This window comes from Pontibacillus sp. HMF3514 (assembly GCF_009858175.1).
GTDB lineage: Bacteria > Bacillota > Bacilli > Bacillales > BH030062 > Pontibacillus.
In genome coordinates this window covers 1,727,614-1,746,448 of record NZ_CP047393.1, presented here as the reverse complement: position 1 = coordinate 1,746,448, position 18,835 = coordinate 1,727,614, and the positions used below count along the sequence as shown (strand labels likewise).

Below are 18,835 nucleotides of genomic sequence, written 5' to 3'. Positions count from 1 at the left end.
CTCTCTTCCTTTCTAGGTTCCATGTACAAGTTCTTTCGTTTCTTCTAAGCGAACGGATACTAGCTTGGACACCCCAGATTCCTGCATAGTAACACCATAGAGTACATCCGCTTCTTCCATTGTACCTTTACGGTGTGTAATCACAATAAATTGAGTATCCTTACTGAATTCTTTTAGGAACTGCGCAAACCGGTTCACATTTGCTTCATCTAAAGCTGCTTCTACTTCATCCAATACACAGAACGGCACAGGACGTACACGTAGAATAGCAAACAATAATGCGATTGCTGTTAAAGCGCGTTCGCCTCCTGATAACAAACCAAGATGTTGAAGCTTCTTACCTGGTGGCTGAGCCACAATATCAATACCAGTTTCTAAGATATTGTTCGGATCAGTCATACGTAGATCTGCATTACCGCCACCGAACAATTCTTTGAATACAATAGTAAATTCTTCACGGATTTTAGTGAATGTATGCTCAAAACGTCGTTGCATTTCGCCATCCATTTCTGAAATAACATCAAACAGAGTTGATTTCGCTTCAAGTAAATCATTCTGTTGGTCAGTTAAAAAGGCATGACGTTCCTGAATGCGATCAAATTCTTCAATGGCTCCGATGTTTACAGTGCCTAGATCTTCAATCGCACGTTTAATTAATTTCACGCGCTTTTGTGCCTCTTCCATATTTTCTGTTTTAGGATACGTTGCTTGTGCTTTTTCAAATGTGAGCATATATTCCGCTCTAAGTTGTTCCAGACGATTTTCTAACTCTACATCTAAGCGATTCGCCTTAACTTCTTTATCCTGAATTTCTTGCGTAATGGAATGATGCTGACGCTTCATCTCTTTTAATTCACGTTCAATATCTTGGATTGATTGAGAACGATTGCTACGATTCTCACGTCTTGTTCGAATGAGTTCAGTGTTATTTTCTTTTTGCTTACGTTTCTCTTCAATCTGAGCATCCAGCTCTTCTGGTGACTCAGAGCTATTATTGATATCATCCAGATTGTTAAGGTCCTCTTCATAGCGAGATATGCTAGCATTCAATTCATCTAATTGATCCTGAACACTTTTGGCCTTCTCTTTTTGGTTTTGAACCTGAGCATCTTGTTCAGCAAGTTTCACTTGTAAGCTGTTCATCTCTTGTTGTAAATGTTCCTGGCTCGTCTTTTGAGAATGTTGTTGAGCAGACAATTCATCAATCGATGTTTGAATAGATTGAAGGGTTTGTTCAATATTTTCTAAGTCTTCCTTTAACGTTTGGCTCTTTTTCTGTAACTCAGTCTGATCCTCATCATATTGGGCCTTATCTTGATCATATAGCGTTAAATGTTCATTGGCATTCTTCTCTTGTAACTCTACTTCTCGAAGGCGTCCTTTACTGTCTTGTTCTTTATAACGTGCATGCTCTACCTTTTCTTGCAATTCTGTACGTTGTTGTTGTTTTTCCTGAATGTCTTCTTTTTGCTTTTTTACACGCTCTTCGTATTGCTCTGTCCTTGTTTCAAATTCTTGTAGTTTACTTTGAAGATCCTGCAATTCCTTTTCCCTTGTGAACAAGGATTGCTTGCCACTCTTTTGTGCACCACCTGTCATAGAACCACCTGGGTTCACGACATCCCCTTCAAGGGTTACAATTCTAAACCTTCTCCCAGTTGAATTTGCTATGTCATTGGCATCTTTAAGAGTCTTCGTAATGATAATGTTTCCTAGCAAATGACGAATAACTTTATCATAGGACGTGTCATACTCAATCAGGTCGGCTGCAATACCTACAAATCCCTCGTTCCCTTTTGCCACAGATAAACGATCTTGAGGGATATACTTGGATTGTATAGATGGTAGTGGTAAGAAGGTCGCTCGGCCATTATTAGTTTTCTTTAACCAGTTAATAGCTCCTCTGGCCTGAGATTCGTTGCCCATCACTACATGCTGTGCTTGAGCACCAAGGGCTGTTTCAATACCTGTCACATATTCTTTAGGTATATCGATTAGTTCAGCTACAGCACCGTGAACACCTTCCAGATCACCACTTTCTCTTGCTTTTAATACGGCTTTAACACCATGAAAGAAGCCGGCAAAATCCTCTTTCATGTCTTCTAGCATTTCTTTTTTAGACTTCAGTTTCTCTAGATGCTGATACCCCTGATAGAGCTTCGTTTGTTGCTCTTGGAAATCAGCTTCTTCATGCTCAAGTTCCGTATTTAAGCGTTGAAGTTGCTGCTCTAATTCTTGACGTTCTTCAATAACTTCTTGTACTTCTTGCTCAATTGTAGACTTTTGTTCATTCAAACCAGTTCTTTCTTCAAGCAAGTTTTTAAACTTGTCCTGTAGTCGGGACTTTTTCAACTCGATTTGTTCTAGTTGTTGTCCAACTGATTGCTTCTCATTCCGTTTAGCTGCTTGGGTATTAAGTTGCTCTATATATTCACTCTTTAATTCTTCAATCTTTTCTTCATTGTTTTCCTGAGAAGCTTCTAATTTCGTTTTTACCTCTTTTAATTTATCATTTGTTTCTTTACGTTTTTGCTCGTATTCCTTTAAGCGAGCAGACTCTTGCTTGTGTTGTTCCTCTAACTCATTTTTTCGAACACGTTGTTGTTCAAGGTCTTCCTCTAGCTTAGAGCGATTGTGAGCATAGTGCTTGTTACGCTCAGATAGAAGCTCTTTTTTCCCTTCGAGGTTTTCAAGCTCTTGTGTTAATACGAGCAAGGACTCTTGCAATTCCTCGATTGAATCATCTAGAGCTTGGATATGACCACGTTCATCCTCTACTTTTGCTTCCTCATTTTGAATCTTCGTGTTGAGATTAACTTCTTGGTCTTTTTGCTTTTCAAGTTCTTGTTTTAACTCTTCCCACTGACCATGCAGGGATTCAATTTCTGCTACAAGTAATGATACTTCATGGTGTTCGAGCTCTTCTTTTTTCTCTAAATAATCTTTTGCCACAGCGGCTTGTTCCTTCAGTGGCTCTAACTGGTTTTCAATTTCATAAATAATATCTTCTACACGATGTAAGTTTTCTTGGGTTTCTGCAAGCTTATACTCAGCCTTTTGTTTGCGCTGTTTATATTTCAGCACACCTGCTGCTTCTTCAAATATGGAACGTCGCTCTTCAGCCTTGGAGCTTAATATTTCCTCTACTTTCCCCTGACTAATAATAGAGAAAGCTTCGCGCCCAAGTCCAGAATCCATAAATAAGTCGATAATATCTTTCAGGCGACATGTTTGCTTATTGATATAAAACTCACTTTCACCAGAACGATAAACACGGCGTGTAACCGAGACTTCTTGATAGTCTATCGGTAATGCGTGATCTTCGTTATCTAATACAAGTGATACTTCTGCAAAGTTTAGGGCATTTCGTGAATCACTACCAGAAAAGATAATATCCTGCATCTTTCCTCCACGTAGTGATTTCGCTGATTGTTCACCAAGAACCCAGCGAATGGCGTCTGTAATGTTACTTTTCCCGCTACCATTAGGACCTACGACAGCTGTTACTCCTGGCACAAAATCTACCGTAATCCGTTCGGCAAACGATTTAAATCCTACTGTCTCTAAACGTTTGAGGAACATTTAACTTCCTCCTATGTATAATCTTTTTGTCGAAATTCTTGTTGTGTAGTTTTCATTTTCAACTGTTTTATTTTATCATAAAGTAAGGAGTCTTAGAAGAAAGCATTGAGGCTTTAATGAAACGAGGAGTGTGAACATGAATTTAAACGAGCCAACTAACGAAAATTTGCGTTACATGATTAACCACCTTGCTGATCAGTTACAGGTTGTTAACCGTGGACTTATGGATCCGGAAGACTATGATCTTAAGCACTATGAAGACATTAAAGATATCTATGATATGACCCAAATGAGAGGCCAGATGAGCGTTTCTGAAATCCAGGCTGTTGTTGGGGAGTTAGGTAAGTTTCGTAAAAAATAGAAGAACACATAGGATTTGTGTTAGTTCTGTATCCATAGTAGGTAATTCGAAAGCTCAGAGTATAGCGCTCTGAGCTTTTTGTGATTGAGTTCAAAATAATAATTATTTTTTATTCAGTATTATGGCAGTTATGTGGAATAACTGTTTTAGTGAGAGAGGAGGTAATGCTTACGGACATTCATTCCGCTAATTGCTACAAATCACCTTATTAAAGAGCAATCTGTCACAAATAAGGTACCATATGTCCGTAACGACTCTCGAAATGCCTTAAAAGTTCAAAATAACGGAACAGATGTCCGTAAGGTTTAGAACTCACACACTAGGTTTCCGTTATTCTCCATAAACGCAAAGGGGGGGAAGGAAACGGCAAACTCCAGTGGTAGAAAGGGCAGATGAGACCCCACAGAGAACGGAGTGAACGAGGAGGCTGAAAGTAAATAATGAAGATCGACTAAGACCGCCACATCGTGTGGCAACGTCGACCTACCCCACGTCGTGTGGGGCAGCAGGAGTATTGCCGTTTCACTGACCCCCTTACTCTCATACAAGCAACGGACTCCTCCGAACCTATATCTCGAATCCAAGTCTTCCAGATAAGGGGGGGCTATAGTGAAATAATAATAAAAGCAGGGCGACATCTCATATGAGGTGTCGCCCTGCTTTTATAACTTCCTATTCTACTAACAACAATTTATCGCGTTGTAGTGATGGTTACTTTTATTCAGCAGTTTCAAATTCATCTAGCGCTTCTTTAGCTGCGCTTTGTTCTGCTTCTTTTTTCGTACGGCCAAGTCCAATACCTGCACGGTCGCCCTGTATAAATACATGAGCTACGAACTCACGATTATGAGCTGGGCCTTTTTCTTCCACAATCTCATATTCAATTACACCGTTTTTCTCTCGTTGCACAACTTCTTGCAACTGACTTTTATAATCCATCGCATGCGAAAAAGCACCTTTTTTAATCTTGGGATAAACGAACTCTTCTAAAAAACGAATAACCGTTTGAAAATCTCGATCTAAATATAAGGCACCAATAAAGGCTTCAAATACATCCGCAAGAAGAGCAGGACGTTCGCGGCCCCCTGTCATTTCTTCCCCTTTACCTAGATAGATCAATTCACTAAAGTTTAAGTCATTCGCAAATCGCACTAAGGAAGCTTCACAAACAATGGATGCACGAAACTTTGTGAGCTCTCCTTCTGACATATCTGGATGCTTACGATATAAATACTGTGAGATTGCTAGCTCTAACACAGCATCTCCTAAAAATTCTAAGCGCTCGTTATCGTCGTATTCTTTGGTGCGATGCTCATTCACATAAGATGAATGGGTGAAAGCCTGTTCGAGTAGTGATTCATTATTAAATACAATTCCAATCTGCTCTTGAAATTTCGAAAAATCCACTGTTTTCATGCCACCTATTCTCTATTTTTCACATAAACGATAGGATACAGAGAAAGCCTCGCATTTGCGAGACTCTCCTCCTCTATTATGATTGATGACTGTTTATGTAGTTAACAGCATCGCCTACCGTTTCAATCTTTTCAGCATCTTCGTCAGAGATTTCCATGTCGAACTCATCTTCAAGCTCCATTACAAGCTCAACCACATCAAGAGAGTCTGCTTCTAGATCATCTTTGAAAGAAGCTTCCATTGTGATTTTAGACTGTTCTACATCAAGACGCTCTGCAACAATACCTTTTACACGTTCTAAAACATCTGCCATTCTCGTTCACCTCCCTTCAGTAATTATAGAAGATTCTGTTGAAAAAAACTAGATCATGAAATCATTTTCATGAATAGTTTTCAACAAAAATTACATGACCATACCACCGTCAACATGGATCGTCTGGCCCGTAATATAATTGGAATCGTCAGAAGCTAAGAACTTCACTACTTTTGCAATATCTTCACCATTACCTAAGCGAGCAAGTGGAATCATACTATTCATGGATTCAACTTGTTCATCAGTCAATTGGTCTGTCATATCCGTTTCAATAAAGCCAGGTGCGACAGCATTAACCAGAATGTTTCGACTTGCAAGCTCTTTTGCTGATGATTTGGTCATACCGATTACTCCAGCTTTAGCTGCTACGTAATTAGCTTGACCAGGGTTTCCGCTTACACCTACAACAGAAGCGATGTTAATGATTTTACCACCACGCTTCTTCATCATAGGACGAGTCACAGTTTTCGTCGTTAAGAAAACACCTTTAAGGTTTGTATCAATAACTTGATCAAATTCTTCCTCTTTCATGCGCATAAGAAGGTTATCTCTTGTGATACCAGCATTGTTTACTAGGATATCGATGCCGCCGTAAGTATCGACAACTTCTTTTACCATGCTCTTAACATCGTCCTCAGAAGAGACATTTGCTTGAATTTTAATTCCTTCTGAACCCAGCTCCTTAATTTCATCAACCACTTCTTGAGCTTTTTGTTCACTTCCTGCGTAGTTTACTGCCACCTTTGCACCTTGTCTAGCAAGTTCTAAAGCAATGGCACGCCCTATTCCTCTAGAAGCACCTGTTACTAAGGCTACTTTACCATCTAACATCGATTAATCCTCCTTATACCATTCTAAAAATTGTTGTAACGATTCTGGGTCTTGAATTGCAAAAGTCTTCATACGGCGATTCACTTTACGGATTAAACCACTTAGCACTTTACCATTTCCAACTTCTACAAATGCATCAATATCCTTGTCCATCATATTCTTAATGGTTTCTTCAAAACGAACTGGAGAATATAACTGTTCAACAAGTAATTCAAAAATACGAGTCTGATCTTGAATGGCTTCAGCTGTTACGTTCGCATACACTGGAACCTCTGCATCATGAATAGAAACTTCGTCAAGTGCATCTTGAAACTTTTCACTTGCTGGTTTCATTAATCGAGAGTGGAATGGACCACTAACATTTAGCGGTAAAGCTCGTTTAGCGCCTTTTTCCTTTAAACGTTCACATGCCTTGTCTACGCCTTCTTTTGAGCCTGAGATAACAATTTGACCAGGACAGTTGTAGTTTGCTACATCTACAACTTCTCCTTCATCACGGATTTCAGCTGCTACGCTATCAATCGTTTCAGCATCAAGACCAAGTACTGCCGCCATTGCACCTTCACCTGATGGTACAGCTTCCTCCATTAACTTCCCTCTAGTCTGAACTAGTTGTAAGGCATCTTCCAAAGATAGTGACCCAGCTGCAACTAGAGCGCTATATTCACCAAGACTATGCCCTGCAACCATTGCTGGCTTTACGCCTTCTTCATTTAATAAGTTTGTGATTACACTACTTGCTAATAATAAAGCTGGTTGAGCATTCTCCGTTTTGGTTAACGTTTCTTGAGGTCCTTCTAACATATATTCAGATAATGGAACGTCTAACAAGGAATCAGCTTTATGAAATGAATCGTTTACAGAAGGATATTCATCATAAAAAGCTTTTCCCATTCCTACTTCTTGAGAACCTTGTCCTGGAAAAACAAAAGCTACTTTCTTCATTCGTTATCCTCCTCCATAAAATCCATGTTCTGCACAGTATCAGCTATGGTTTGGTTCACATCATGCTCAATCATATGGCAAGCTTGTTTAATCGCATTGTACATCGCCCGAGCATTTGATGAACCATGAGCTTTAATAACTGGAGATGCTAATCCAAATAATCCAGCACCACCATACTCAGAGTAATCTAACTGGTCTTTCAATCCTTTAAGATCTGTTTTGACCATACTAGCAGCTAATTTCGTCTTCCAATTTGTCATAAAAGTGTCTTTCATCATTGAAAACATGGATAAGGCTGTTCCTTCTACAGTTTTCAATGCAACATTTCCTGTGAATCCATCTGTTACGACTACATCAGCTACACCATTTAAAAGATCACGCGCCTCTACATTACCAACAAAGTTAATAGGCGCTTGCTTTAATTGCTCAAAAGCTTTTTTTGTAAGGTCGTTCCCTTTACCATCTTCTGTTCCAACATTTAATAGACCGACTTTAGGATTTTCGATACCTCTTACATTTTCAGTATAAATTGATCCCATAACTGCATATTGTACGAGGTGTTGTGGCTTAGCGTCCACATTAGCACCTACATCCAATAATAAAAATCCTTTTCCATCAATCGTTGGGAGTGTTGGACTTAGCGCAGGGCGTTCAATTCCTTTGATACGTCCTACTACAAATAAGCCTGCACTCATTAAGGCACCAGTATTCCCTGCAGATATACAAGCACCTGCTCGTCCTTCTTTAACTTCTTTGGCCATTAATACCATAGAAGCATTCTTCTTACGACGCACAGCACGAACAGGCTCATCCTCACTCGTGATTACATCGGTAGTATGTATAATATTGATCGAAGAAGCATCCTCAATTAATGGTTGAATTTTCTCTTCATCTCCAATAAGAGTGATTTCAAGGTTCGGGATCTCTTTAACAGCTTGAACTGCTCCTAATACAATTTCTTTAGGAGCATGATCTCCTCCCATGGCATCAATTGCTATCTTCATGGTTAGGACTCTCCTTTATGTTCATTTGAACGATACATTATAAAGTTACCCGAAAATACCGGTTCACTTTCGACTGAACTTACCACATTCACGATCGTTCTCCCTTTTTCATCATGCCCTTCTACGCTAGCTTTAGCCACTACGCGTTCGCCTTGCTTAACTTGTCGTTTAAACTGAATCTCTGATTTGGCTGTTAAAGCAAGTTCATCATTGATTACAGCAACAGCTAATGAATTGGCCTGGGCAAATAAATGGTGACCTCTCGCAATACGGTTTCGAGAAAAAACATGCTCTTCTCTTATATCTAAAATGGATATCGCTTTTTGATCAAGTTCTAAATCAATAACCTCCCCAATGACTTCATCAAGGGGTAAGGCTTTGACCGTCTCATTCCATTGGTTCGTAGCGACGAATTTAATACGTTCGCGCAATTCAGGAATCGATAACTCCATTCGATCAAGACGAATCGTTTGTATGCTGACCCCAAAGGTTTTGGCAAGCTCTTCATCTGTAATGAATGGCATTTGTTCGATTTTTTCTTGTAAGCGTGCTTGTCGTTCCTGTTTATTTCGTTTCATGCTTAACACACCGTCCAATTATGACTAGGTACTAATAGTAATATATAATACCTACCCATCTTATGCAAGGGGGAGATTTCGTCGAATACCGTTAGATTGTGTGGTGTTTCTCCGGCATTTGTGCGTAAAGCCTCACTCAATTTTTAACCTTCTTAACCCCTAATCCAACACTTCCCCTTGTAAGACAGGGTCCTTCCGTAGTTCTTCTTTCAATCCTTTATATTCTTCATCGTTATCTAGGGAACCATTCATGATGATCGTTTGAGCATCATTACGTGCTGTCTCTAGAGCTCGGTAATCATGAACCATATCGGCTACTTTGAATACAGGCATTCCGCTTTGTTTAGTACCAAAAAAGTCTCCAGGACCACGTAGTTGCAAGTCATGCTCTGATAATTCAAATCCATCTGTTGTCTCAGTCATAACACGCATTCTCTCTTTTCCAACATCATTCTTCGGATCTGCTAGTAATATACAGTAACTCTGAGAGCTCCCTCTTCCTACTCGTCCTCTTAGCTGGTGAAGTTGAGACAACCCAAAGCGTTCTGCATCATAAATTAACATGATTGTTGCGTTAGGGACGTTTACACCAACCTCAACAACTGTTGTAGAAACAAGCACTTGTGTTTCATTTTCAGCAAACTGTTTCATGACTTCTTCTTTTTCATCAACACTTAAGCGTCCGTGCATCAGCCCTACTTTAACTGAATCTGAAAAATACTGTTGAAGCTGCATATGAATATCAACGGCATTTTGAATGTCAAGTTTATCTGATTCTTCAATCAACGGGGCGATAACATAAGCCTGATGTCCTTTATCGACTTCGTCTTGAATAAAGGTAAGCACACGATCTAACATATGATCTTTTGCCCAATAGGTCTCTACAGGTTTACGACCGGCAGGCATTTCGTCAATTACAGACACGTCCATATCCCCAAAAGCTGTAATGGCAAGTGTTCGGGGAATGGGCGTTGCCGTCATAAATAACACATCAGGCGCTAATCCTTTATCACGAAGTGTGCGCCTTTGATTAACACCAAATCGATGCTGTTCATCAACAACAACTAAACCAAGATCAGAATACTGCACATCGTCCTGAATGAGCGCATGTGTACCCACAATAATATTGGCTTCATGCTGTTCAATTTGATCAAGAATCTCACGACGACGTTTACCTTTCGTGGATCCTGTCAAAAGAACAACATTAGCTTTCTCACCAAACATCTCTTGTAACGACTCATGGTGTTGTTCAGCTAATATTTCTGTAGGCACCATCAATGCACCTTGCTTTCCAGCTGTGATGGTTCCATAAAGAGCAATAGCTGCAACGGCTGTTTTCCCTGAGCCAACATCACCTTGTAAAAGACGATTCATGCGATAATGTGACTTCATATCATGAAGAACTTCTTTCAATGCTTTCTGTTGAGCTCCAGTCAATGTGAATGGAAGGTTTTCAATAAAAGAAGCAAGCGCATCACGGTCATATTCTTGCTCATTTCCAAGTGAAGACTCCCGTTTCATTTTTCGTAGCAATTGCATTTTTAACTGAAATAAAAGAAACTCCTCATAGATAAAGCGCCTTTTGGCATGCTTGAGCATTCGTCTGTCCTCAGGAAAATGCATGCTTTGAACCGCCTGATCTCGTGCAGGGAGTTTATATTGTTCAAGATACTCATTCGGGAGAATCTCTTCTATGTAGGAGTGGTATTGATTAACGGCTTGATGAACCCACTTACGGAATGTGGCAAGCTTCACATCACCTTTAAGAGAATATACGGGGTCAATCGTACCTTGAGATTTGATTTTTCCTTTTTTGTATTGACTCACGGTGATTTGGAGACGATGTTGGTCCCACTTTCCCGTGACTGTAACTGTATCACCAGGATTTAATTGCTTCTTAGCAAAAGCTCGATTAAACATGACCGCTTTGACAGCAAATTGTTCAACTTGAAGTGTAACCATTAGACGCGATTTTTTTCGCCCATAAAAGGTTAGGGAAGGTTCTCCAATAACCTCCCCTTCAATCGTTTCTTTTTCATTATGAACAAGCTCTGTTAGCGGTTTCACCTCGTGAACATCATAGCGGAATGGAAAATAAAACAGTAAATCTTCAATCGTGTAGATCCCCATGTTTTCCAAGGATTCTTTCATCTTTTCTCCAATACCGGATACTTGTAAAACCGACTGTTGTAACACCTAGTCTCACTCTTTCTTTAAATTAATTCCGTACACTTTTGCTTCTAGTTCACGCCCTGTAGGTGTTGCAGCAAGACCACCCTGTGCCGTTTCTTTTAACGCGGTTGGCATTGACTGACCAATCTTGAACATTGCATCGATCACTTCATCACAAGGAATTCGACTTGTTACACCTGCTAGTGCCATGTCTGCAGCTACAACAGCATTTGATGCTCCCATAGCGTTACGCTTCACACAAGGTACTTCAACAAGACCAGCAACCGGATCACATACTAGACCAAGCATATTTTTCAGCGTAATGGCCATGGCTTCTGCGCTTTGAGCAGGTGTTCCCCCAGCCATTTCGACAATAGCTCCTGCAGCCATACCAGCAGCAGATCCTACTTCTGCCTGACATCCTCCTGCTGCACCAGAAATGGATGCATTATTTGCAACAACAAACCCAAATGCACCTGATGTAAATAAATAACGTACCATTTGCTCACGTGTTGGATTAAGTTTATTTTTCACAGCAAAAAGAGTTCCGGGTACACAACCTGCACTACCAGCTGTCGGTGTCGCACAAATTGTTCCCATAGCTGCATTCACTTCGTTTGTGGCTACTGCTTTACTTACCGCATCCATTAAAATGTCTCCAGATAACGGTTCATGATTTTGCATATATTTCTGGATTAATACTGCGTCTCCACCTGTAAGACCAGAGTGTGATTGAACGCCTTTCAGACCATCTTCAATGGCTTTTTCCATAACGTCTAAGTTTTTCTCCATTTGGCCATAGACTTCTTCAAAGGACATATCCTTTACATTCATCTCTTGGCGTATCATCAATTCAGAGATTGATATATTTTCACTTTCACAAAGTTCCACCATTTCAGCTACATTTCGAAAAAGTATTTTCACTCAAAATTCCCCCTTATTCCACTACTTTAGCTACTTGCAATATATTGTCAAATGCTTCAAGTTCTTTTAACACGTCATCCGAGACATTTTGGTCAACTTCGATCACCATTAGCGCTTCTTTCCCAACTTCCTTACGGGAAACTTCCATATGACCAATGTTTAACTCATGCTTGGCAAGCGCCTGTGTAACAGTAGCGATAGCTCCAAAACGGTCATTGTGCATTACTAAAATCGCTGGATGTTCACCTGATAGACGAAGCTCAAAGCCATTTAATTCTGTAATTTCAGCCTTTCCACCACCGATAGAGATTCCAACAAGTTCGATGTCACTGTCATCATCACCAATACGCACGCGAGCAGTATTAGGGTGATCGGTGTGAGCATCCTCTTCATGGAACTGTACTTTAATACCCTTTTCTTTTGCTACTTCTAATGAATTACTAATTCGTGGATCATATGTGTCGTAATCTAATATGCCTCCCATTAAGGCTACATCTGTACCGTGACCTTTGTATGTCTTAGCAAAAGATCCATATAAATGAATCTTCACCCACTTCGGCTCTCTGCCAAATAAAGAGCGCGTTACTCGACCAATACGTGCAGCACCTGCTGTATGGGAACTAGAAGGTCCAATCATAATAGGACCAATAATATCAAAAACGGATTTGTATTTCATTATGTCACCATCCTCTTCTCCATCATCAATTCTATATTTATTTTTGTAAACGCATTCATTCTTTTAAAATAGCATAAAACTTTAACCATATCTATTATAACAAAAATCATCTCTTTCGAATAATGGTTGATAAATTCCTAAAAAGTTCTTATAATAAACTCTTGTGGATTAGGTGCAATCGCTTCATTGGTGATTTCACATAATCGGGCGGGAGAGGGCTACAATTGAACGAGGATTGCAAATGAAACAACAGAACCTAGATCCAACAGGTCATTCTGTTCGTAAGGATATAACTGCAGGACTCATCGGCTATTTAACAACGGTTTACATTGTCGCTGTGAATAGCTCGATTTTAAGCGAAGCAGGTGTATCGGTTCAAAATGCAATGATCGCGACGATTCTAGCAAGTTTTGTAGGATGTGTGCTACTGGGACTATGGGCAAACGCACCAATGATTTTAATTCCCGGAATGGGAGTTAATGCATTGTTTGCGTATTCCATTGTTCAAGGAGCAGGGCTCACCTTCCAAGAAGGATTAGGTGTTGTATTGGTATCCTCCGTCTTATTTATCATTGTCGCTATGACAAAACTAGGCGGATGGCTCCAAACGGCCATACCTGATAGCCTTAAGCATGCCATTACAGTCGGACTCGGCTTTTTCTTAACACTAATCGGGTTAGAAAAAGGTGGTCTCGTTGTAAGAGGTGAACATTCTCTTATCGAATTAGGAGACCTCACTTCACCTATTGTAATGGTAAGTCTACTGACTCTAGGAATCGGAATTTTTCTTTTTGTCAAAAACGTGCCTGGCCACTTCTTAATTACGATGGCTTCCGGAACGTTACTGGCCTATATGTTTGGTGTGTTAGACGGAAAAACAGGTGTCAATATGAACTTAGATGTTCAGTGGGCATTCATGCCATCCTTCTCAGCTATTGATGAACTAGCGTTTTGGATGGGCGTATTTCCATTAACGATCGTTCTTGTGTTTGAAAATATGGGACTCATTAACGGTCAGTTAAGCATGCTAAATCAACAAGATAAATTCCGTAAATCGTTCAAGTCCACTGCATTCTCAGCCTTAACTTGTGCATTCTTCGGGACGTCACCAACCGTTTCTTCTGCAGAAAGTGCAGCGGTAATTGCATCAGAAGGCAAATCTGGAAAGGCATCGATTACCACAGGAGTTCTTTTCCTGGTAACGATTTTATTCATTCCATTTATCTCATGGATTCCTTCGATGGCCATTAGTCCTATTCTAATTATTGTAGGGGCTTTAATGGTTCAGAATATCCGTCATATTTCACTAGAGGATCTGTCTGAAGCGATTCCTGCTTTCTTGATTATGGTGATGATTCCGTTTACGTATAGCATTGCGGATGGAATGGCATTCGGATTTATTGCTTACCCTATTGTGAAGTTCGCAATTGGGAAGAAAAAAGAAATCTCTGTGCCTATTGTCATCATTGCATGCATGTTTTTAGCTGAGTTTATTATGAAGTCAATTGGATATTGATCTGAAAAAAGCCGCTTAGACACAAGCGGCTTTTTGTATGGGAGAGAAATGAAAAACAGGTGATCTTCCTTTATAGCACCTTTAATGGAAGAATTGGCTTCGAGATAAAGTGCGTATGGTTTCGTTGCTTTTGTGCAGATCGGCGGGCTGTGGAACGGGTTGCTTTCCTGCGGACGAAGCGCCGACCCTCCTCGTTCGCGAGCTCTCTGCGGGGTCTCGTCACTCCGTTCTTCCCCTGGAGTCAACCCGTTTCACTGACCGCAACAAATCACTTAACAGCAACGGACTCCTCTCAATTTCAAGTCTTCAACAATCCTGCCATATTGCTGAATACACAAAAAATGCCTGCAAGCTTTCGCTTGGCAGACATTTTATAGATAAGTCTTATTCAACTGAAAAGATGAAAGAATAGATCGGCTGGTTCCCTTTGTGGACTTCAACCTCTAAGTCTTCAAAGTTTTCCTCTAAGAAAGCTTCTAAAGCTTCAACCTCTTCCGTTGTAGCTTCTTCACCTTGTAGAATCGTAAGGATTTCATCTTCCTCTTCATCAATCATGTCAGATAAAAGAGCTTTGGCTGCTTCTAGTTTTTCTTTATGAGTGATAGAGATCTTTCCATCTTTAATCCCCATAAAGTTCCCCTCTTCGATATCCATACCATCGATTTGGGTATCACGAACAGCATACGTTAACTGACCTGTCTTCACAGCACTTGCTGCTTCTTGCATGCTTTCAGAATTGTCATCAATTGATACTTCAGGATTGAAAGCTAATAATGCACTCATTCCCTGAGGTACCGTTTTCGTAGGAACAACCGTTACATTATCCTCAGCAAGATCAGCAGCTTGTTCAGCAGCCATAATAATGTTCTTGTTGTTTGGTAAAAGAATCACGTTTTTAGCATGCGCTTCTTGAATGGCTTCTGTTAAATCCTGAGTACTTGGATTCATCGTTTGGCCACCTTCAATAACAACCGTAGCCCCTAGGCTTTCGAACATTTCTTTAATGCCTGATCCCATAGCAACAGTAACAATAGCGTAGTCCGCTTTTTCTTGTGATTTTGGCTGGGACTTTTTCTGTTCTCCCACGATAGAAGTGTGTTGTTCACGCATGTTTTCAATTTTCATGTTAATTAAGCTACCGAAACGTTGTCCCAGATTCATTGCATCACCTGGATGTTCAGCGTGAACATGTACTTTTACAAGTTCATCATCTGAAACAACTAATAAAGAATCCCCTATTTCACTTAATTCATTACGGAATGTATCTTCGTCAAATGGGTTCTCTTGTAATTTTTCATCTTCAAACTTAACCATGAATTCTGTGCAGTAACCGAACTCGATCTCTGACGTATCCATGAAGTCTTGTGCTAATTTGTGGTGTTCAGCGTTAACCATCTCATCCATTGAAGGAGTAGATTCAGCACTTTCAGGAAGTTCTTCTCCCTTAAGATTAGCTAAAAACCCTTCATAGATCGTTACTAATCCTTGGCCACCACTATCAACTACGCCTACTTCTTTTAAAACAGGTAGTAGCTCTGGTGTTCGTTTTAAAGAAGCATTCGCATGTTTAAGTACATCTTCCATGAAGTCAATAATATCTTCATGGTCTTCAGCAGCTTTTTGAGCTGCTTCAGCAGAATCTTTTGCAACAGTTAGAATCGTTCCTTCTACAGGCTTCATAACAGCTTTATACGCTGTCTTCACACCTGCATCAAATGCTTCAGCTAGATCAGCAGTTGTAATGGTTTGTTTGTCTTCAACTGCCTTTGAAAATCCGCGGAACAACTGAGACAAAATGACTCCAGAGTTCCCACGCGCTCCCATTAATAATCCTTTGGCAAAGCTTTTTGCTACTTCTCCAACATGATCATTTTGAACATTACGAACCTCATTAGCTCCTGAGGTCATAGATAAATTCATATTCGTTCCTGTATCACCGTCTGGCACAGGAAACACATTGAGAGCGTCGATCATTTTTGCATTATTCGTTAAATGGTGTGCTCCTGAGAGTACCATTTGGGCAAATGTTGCTCCATCTAACGTACGTGTCGTCACTCCAGCTTCCTCCTTCATTTCAACCTTGATCCCTATTCTTCGTCTTTGGCCACACGAACTCCTTGAATATAAATATTAACGGAGTCCACAGATAAACCAACTGTTTGATTTAAGGTGTATTTTACTTGGGATTGCACATTATGCGCTACCTCTGAGATCTTTGTTCCATAGCTTACAATAATGTACATATCGATATGTACAGATTCTTCCTCTTGGCGAACAATTACACCTCTAGAAAAATTCTCTTTACGAAGAATTTCGGCTATGCCGTCTTTCAATTGGTTCTTTGAAGCCATCCCTACAATGCCGTAGCATTCTACAGCAGCTCCCCCTGCGACGGTAGCGATCACATCATTTGTGATGGTTACATGACCATAGTTTGTATTTAAATCGATGGACATAAGTATCCTCCTTCGTTCTTCTTAAACTTAAGGTCATTTTACTATAAGCTCTTCATTTTTAAAAGTTTTATCCGTTTTATACCTATGCATGTACAGAAAAACCCCTTATTACAATGAATCAAAACCCTTAGTCTGTCAAGTTTATTTTCTTGATATATTTTGTATGAATCCTTGAAAAAGTATGAGCGATATGATAAATTGTATAAGTATTTGAAGACATACAAGAAAGCTTTATATGCAAGTAGGAGGGAAAAAGTATGAGCCGTAAATGTGAAATCACAGGTCGTAAAACAACTTCTGGAAACCACCGTTCACACGCGATGAATGCGAATAAACGTAAGTTCAAATCAAATGTACAAAAAGTACGTGTTATGATTGACGGAAAGCCACAAAAGGTTTACGTTTCAACTCGCGCATTGAAATCTGGTAAGGTTCAACGCGTTTAATCATAAACGCTGCAAAAAAAGCACCCATCATTGGGTGCTTTTTTTGTTTCATAATCTTTCAGATGACTGTAATAATAGCATGGTGTAAACAACGTAGACCGTTGTTAGTTCTTCTTAAATGTGCCCATAACTACGCGTACAAAACCACCAATAAAGCGTGGGAGTTTAATTGTATAGAACTTCATTCGTTCCCCCTCCTCTACCATACTGTGACCAAGAATTTATTAGATGATAGCCAGGATCTACATTGATACCTCATTTACATCTCGGCTCTTTACAAGTAATAGTATGCCTTCATCAAATGAAAAAGTACCTTTTTCTGAAATAAGCTTATTCGAAATACATAAAGTCGAGCCCCATGGTACATCTTTATTCTCTAGAGGATAGTAGAAACCTTCCAATGTTATTCCTTTAACCGCAGGTGTAAATGGGATAAAGGAGATATTCGGATACAGATCATCATATTCTACTATATGAGTTCCTGCCTTCCTTAATTCAACCCAATTTCCTTTGTCGATAACTATCCCTCGAATCCCTTTCTCTTCAAGGGGATAAAGAAGTTGCAAATTAATTAATCCATGATCCATGCGTCCACCCGTTACACCAAACAAATATAAAATATCTGGTTGATAGGAGTATGCTTTTTGCAAGGCTATTTCAAGGTCTGTCTCATCTTTCTCAGAAGGATGCTCTTCAAAATGCAGAGCTTTCTCTTTTATATGAGCTTTTTCTTCAGTAGTCACGGAGTCAAAATCTCCTACAGCTTCTGTAGGCTGAATACCTTGACTTAATAAAACATGAGCCCCTCGATCTGCTCCTATCCAAAGAACATTTTCATCAAAAAGATTTAAATCAGGAATGGCTTCTTCAGGTCCTCCACCCACAATCGCTACTTTCCTCATACAAACACCTACCTTACAATCATTACAAAAAACTGCCTTTCTATAAAAGGCAGTTTTTCTTATTACTTATCATTTAAAATATCTTGAATAGCCTTTCCGCGATCTTCTTGTTTAAATACAGCACTACCTGCTACAAGTACATCAGCACCTGCATCGATACATCTTTTCGCTGTACCTTTTTTAACTCCTCCGTCGATTTCAATTTCAAAGGAGAGTCCGAGTTCTTTACGCCAAGAAGAGACCTGTTCAATTTTCGGAACAACTGAATCAATAAAGGATTGTCCACCAAAACCAGGGTTTACAGTCATTAGAAGAACAAGATCTACATCAGCCAAAATAGGTTTAATAAGCTCAGCTGGTGTAGCAGGATTAATCACGACTCCAGCCTTCACACCGTAGCTCTTTATCAACTGAATCGTTCTATGCAAGTGAGGACACGCCTCTTGATGGACTGTTATAATATCTGATCCTGCTTTAGCAAACTGTTCAATATATTGATCTGGATTTTCAATCATCAAATGGACGTCTAAAGGTAAATCGGTTATCGGACGGATCGATTCGACAATAAGAGGTCCAATTGTAATGTTAGGTACAAAGTGGCCATCCATGACATCTACATGAATATAATCACTACCGCCTCGTTCAACATCCTTTATTTCTTCACCTAGTTTGGAAAAGTCCGCGGAAAGAATTGATGGTGCAATCTTTGTCAT

18 protein-coding genes are annotated in these 18,835 nt (G+C 39.8%); 3 read left to right on the top strand and 15 right to left on the bottom strand.

What is annotated here, in order from left to right; genetic code table 11:
* Positions 1 to 12: 12 nt before the first annotated feature.
* Complete coding sequence (gene smc / locus GS400_RS09025) at positions 13 to 3,582, bottom strand: chromosome segregation protein SMC (RefSeq protein ID WP_160101031.1); 3,570 nt, start codon at positions 3,580 to 3,582, stop codon at positions 13 to 15.
* Between the two features lie 136 nt (positions 3,583 to 3,718).
* On the opposite strand from smc, the gene GS400_RS09020 reads away from it, so the two are divergent.
* A complete protein-coding gene (locus tag GS400_RS09020; protein ID WP_027448257.1) occupies positions 3,719 to 3,943 on the top strand; it encodes a DUF1128 domain-containing protein in 225 nt (74 codons plus the stop codon).
* A 717-nt stretch (positions 3,944 to 4,660) separates the two neighbouring features.
* Here the strand turns inward: GS400_RS09020 and rnc are convergent.
* The 9 genes from rnc to sdaAB form a co-directional block, all read right to left on the bottom strand.
* Entirely contained in the window at positions 4,661 to 5,359 is a 699-nt protein-coding gene (rnc, locus tag GS400_RS09015) for a ribonuclease III (protein WP_160101029.1), read from the bottom strand.
* 76 nt (positions 5,360 to 5,435) lie between these two features.
* Complete coding sequence (gene acpP / locus GS400_RS09010; protein ID WP_027448255.1) at positions 5,436 to 5,672, bottom strand: acyl carrier protein; 237 nt, start codon at positions 5,670 to 5,672, stop codon at positions 5,436 to 5,438.
* Between the two features lie 90 nt (positions 5,673 to 5,762).
* Positions 5,763 to 6,503 (bottom strand): 3-oxoacyl-[acyl-carrier-protein] reductase, encoded by a 741-nt coding sequence (fabG, locus tag GS400_RS09005; protein ID WP_160101027.1) that lies wholly within the window; start codon positions 6,501 to 6,503, stop codon positions 5,763 to 5,765.
* A gap of 3 nt (positions 6,504 to 6,506) precedes the next feature.
* Entirely contained in the window at positions 6,507 to 7,448 is a 942-nt protein-coding gene (gene fabD / locus GS400_RS09000) for an ACP S-malonyltransferase (protein WP_160101025.1), read from the bottom strand.
* Positions 7,445 to 8,452 carry a phosphate acyltransferase PlsX gene (gene plsX, locus GS400_RS08995; protein ID WP_160101023.1) on the bottom strand — a complete coding sequence of 336 codons (1,008 nt, stop codon included), beginning with the start codon at positions 8,450 to 8,452 and terminating at the stop codon, positions 7,445 to 7,447. Before plsX ends, fabD begins: the two co-directional genes overlap by 4 nt.
* Positions 8,453 to 8,454: 2 nt before the next feature.
* Positions 8,455 to 9,030 (bottom strand): transcription factor FapR, encoded by a 576-nt coding sequence (fapR, locus tag GS400_RS08990; RefSeq protein ID WP_160101021.1) that lies wholly within the window; start codon positions 9,028 to 9,030, stop codon positions 8,455 to 8,457.
* A gap of 159 nt (positions 9,031 to 9,189) precedes the next feature.
* Positions 9,190 to 11,226 carry an ATP-dependent DNA helicase RecG gene (recG, locus tag GS400_RS08985; protein ID WP_160101019.1) on the bottom strand — a complete coding sequence of 679 codons (2,037 nt, stop codon included), beginning with the start codon at positions 11,224 to 11,226 and terminating at the stop codon, positions 9,190 to 9,192.
* A gap of 6 nt (positions 11,227 to 11,232) precedes the next feature.
* A complete protein-coding gene (gene sdaAA, locus GS400_RS08980; protein ID WP_160101017.1) occupies positions 11,233 to 12,126 on the bottom strand; it encodes an L-serine ammonia-lyase, iron-sulfur-dependent, subunit alpha in 894 nt (297 codons plus the stop codon).
* A 13-nt stretch (positions 12,127 to 12,139) separates the two neighbouring features.
* Complete coding sequence (gene sdaAB, locus GS400_RS08975; RefSeq protein WP_160101015.1) at positions 12,140 to 12,802, bottom strand: L-serine ammonia-lyase, iron-sulfur-dependent subunit beta; 663 nt, start codon at positions 12,800 to 12,802, stop codon at positions 12,140 to 12,142.
* Between the two features lie 241 nt (positions 12,803 to 13,043).
* Between sdaAB and GS400_RS08970 the strand changes: the two genes are divergently transcribed.
* A complete protein-coding gene (locus GS400_RS08970) occupies positions 13,044 to 14,318 on the top strand; it encodes an NCS2 family permease (RefSeq protein WP_160101013.1) in 1,275 nt (424 codons plus the stop codon).
* A gap of 384 nt (positions 14,319 to 14,702) precedes the next feature.
* Here the strand turns inward: GS400_RS08970 and GS400_RS08965 are convergent, their stop codons facing one another.
* A complete protein-coding gene (locus GS400_RS08965) occupies positions 14,703 to 16,373 on the bottom strand; it encodes a DAK2 domain-containing protein (RefSeq protein WP_201450148.1) in 1,671 nt (556 codons plus the stop codon).
* A gap of 32 nt (positions 16,374 to 16,405) precedes the next feature.
* The gene (locus GS400_RS08960) at positions 16,406 to 16,774 is read right to left on the bottom strand and encodes an Asp23/Gls24 family envelope stress response protein (RefSeq protein WP_160101009.1); all 369 of its coding nucleotides are present in this window, start codon (positions 16,772 to 16,774) and stop codon (positions 16,406 to 16,408) included.
* Positions 16,775 to 17,031: 257 nt separating this feature from the next.
* On the opposite strand from GS400_RS08960, the gene rpmB reads away from it, so the two are divergent.
* A complete protein-coding gene (gene rpmB / locus GS400_RS08955; RefSeq protein ID WP_027448244.1) occupies positions 17,032 to 17,220 on the top strand; it encodes a 50S ribosomal protein L28 in 189 nt (62 codons plus the stop codon).
* 104 nt (positions 17,221 to 17,324) lie between these two features.
* On the opposite strand, the gene spoVM is transcribed toward rpmB, so the two are convergent.
* The 3 genes from spoVM to rpe all read right to left on the bottom strand — a co-directional run bounded on the left by spoVM (position 17,325) and on the right by rpe (position 18,835).
* The gene (gene spoVM / locus GS400_RS08950; protein WP_036842541.1) at positions 17,325 to 17,405 is read right to left on the bottom strand and encodes a stage V sporulation protein SpoVM; all 81 of its coding nucleotides are present in this window, start codon (positions 17,403 to 17,405) and stop codon (positions 17,325 to 17,327) included.
* Positions 17,406 to 17,462: 57 nt separating this feature from the next.
* Positions 17,463 to 18,122, bottom strand: coding sequence for a thiamine diphosphokinase (locus GS400_RS08945; RefSeq protein WP_160101007.1), 660 nt, complete (start codon positions 18,120 to 18,122; stop codon positions 17,463 to 17,465).
* Positions 18,123 to 18,184: 62 nt separating this feature from the next.
* A complete protein-coding gene (rpe, locus tag GS400_RS08940; RefSeq protein WP_160101005.1) occupies positions 18,185 to 18,835 on the bottom strand; it encodes a ribulose-phosphate 3-epimerase in 651 nt (216 codons plus the stop codon).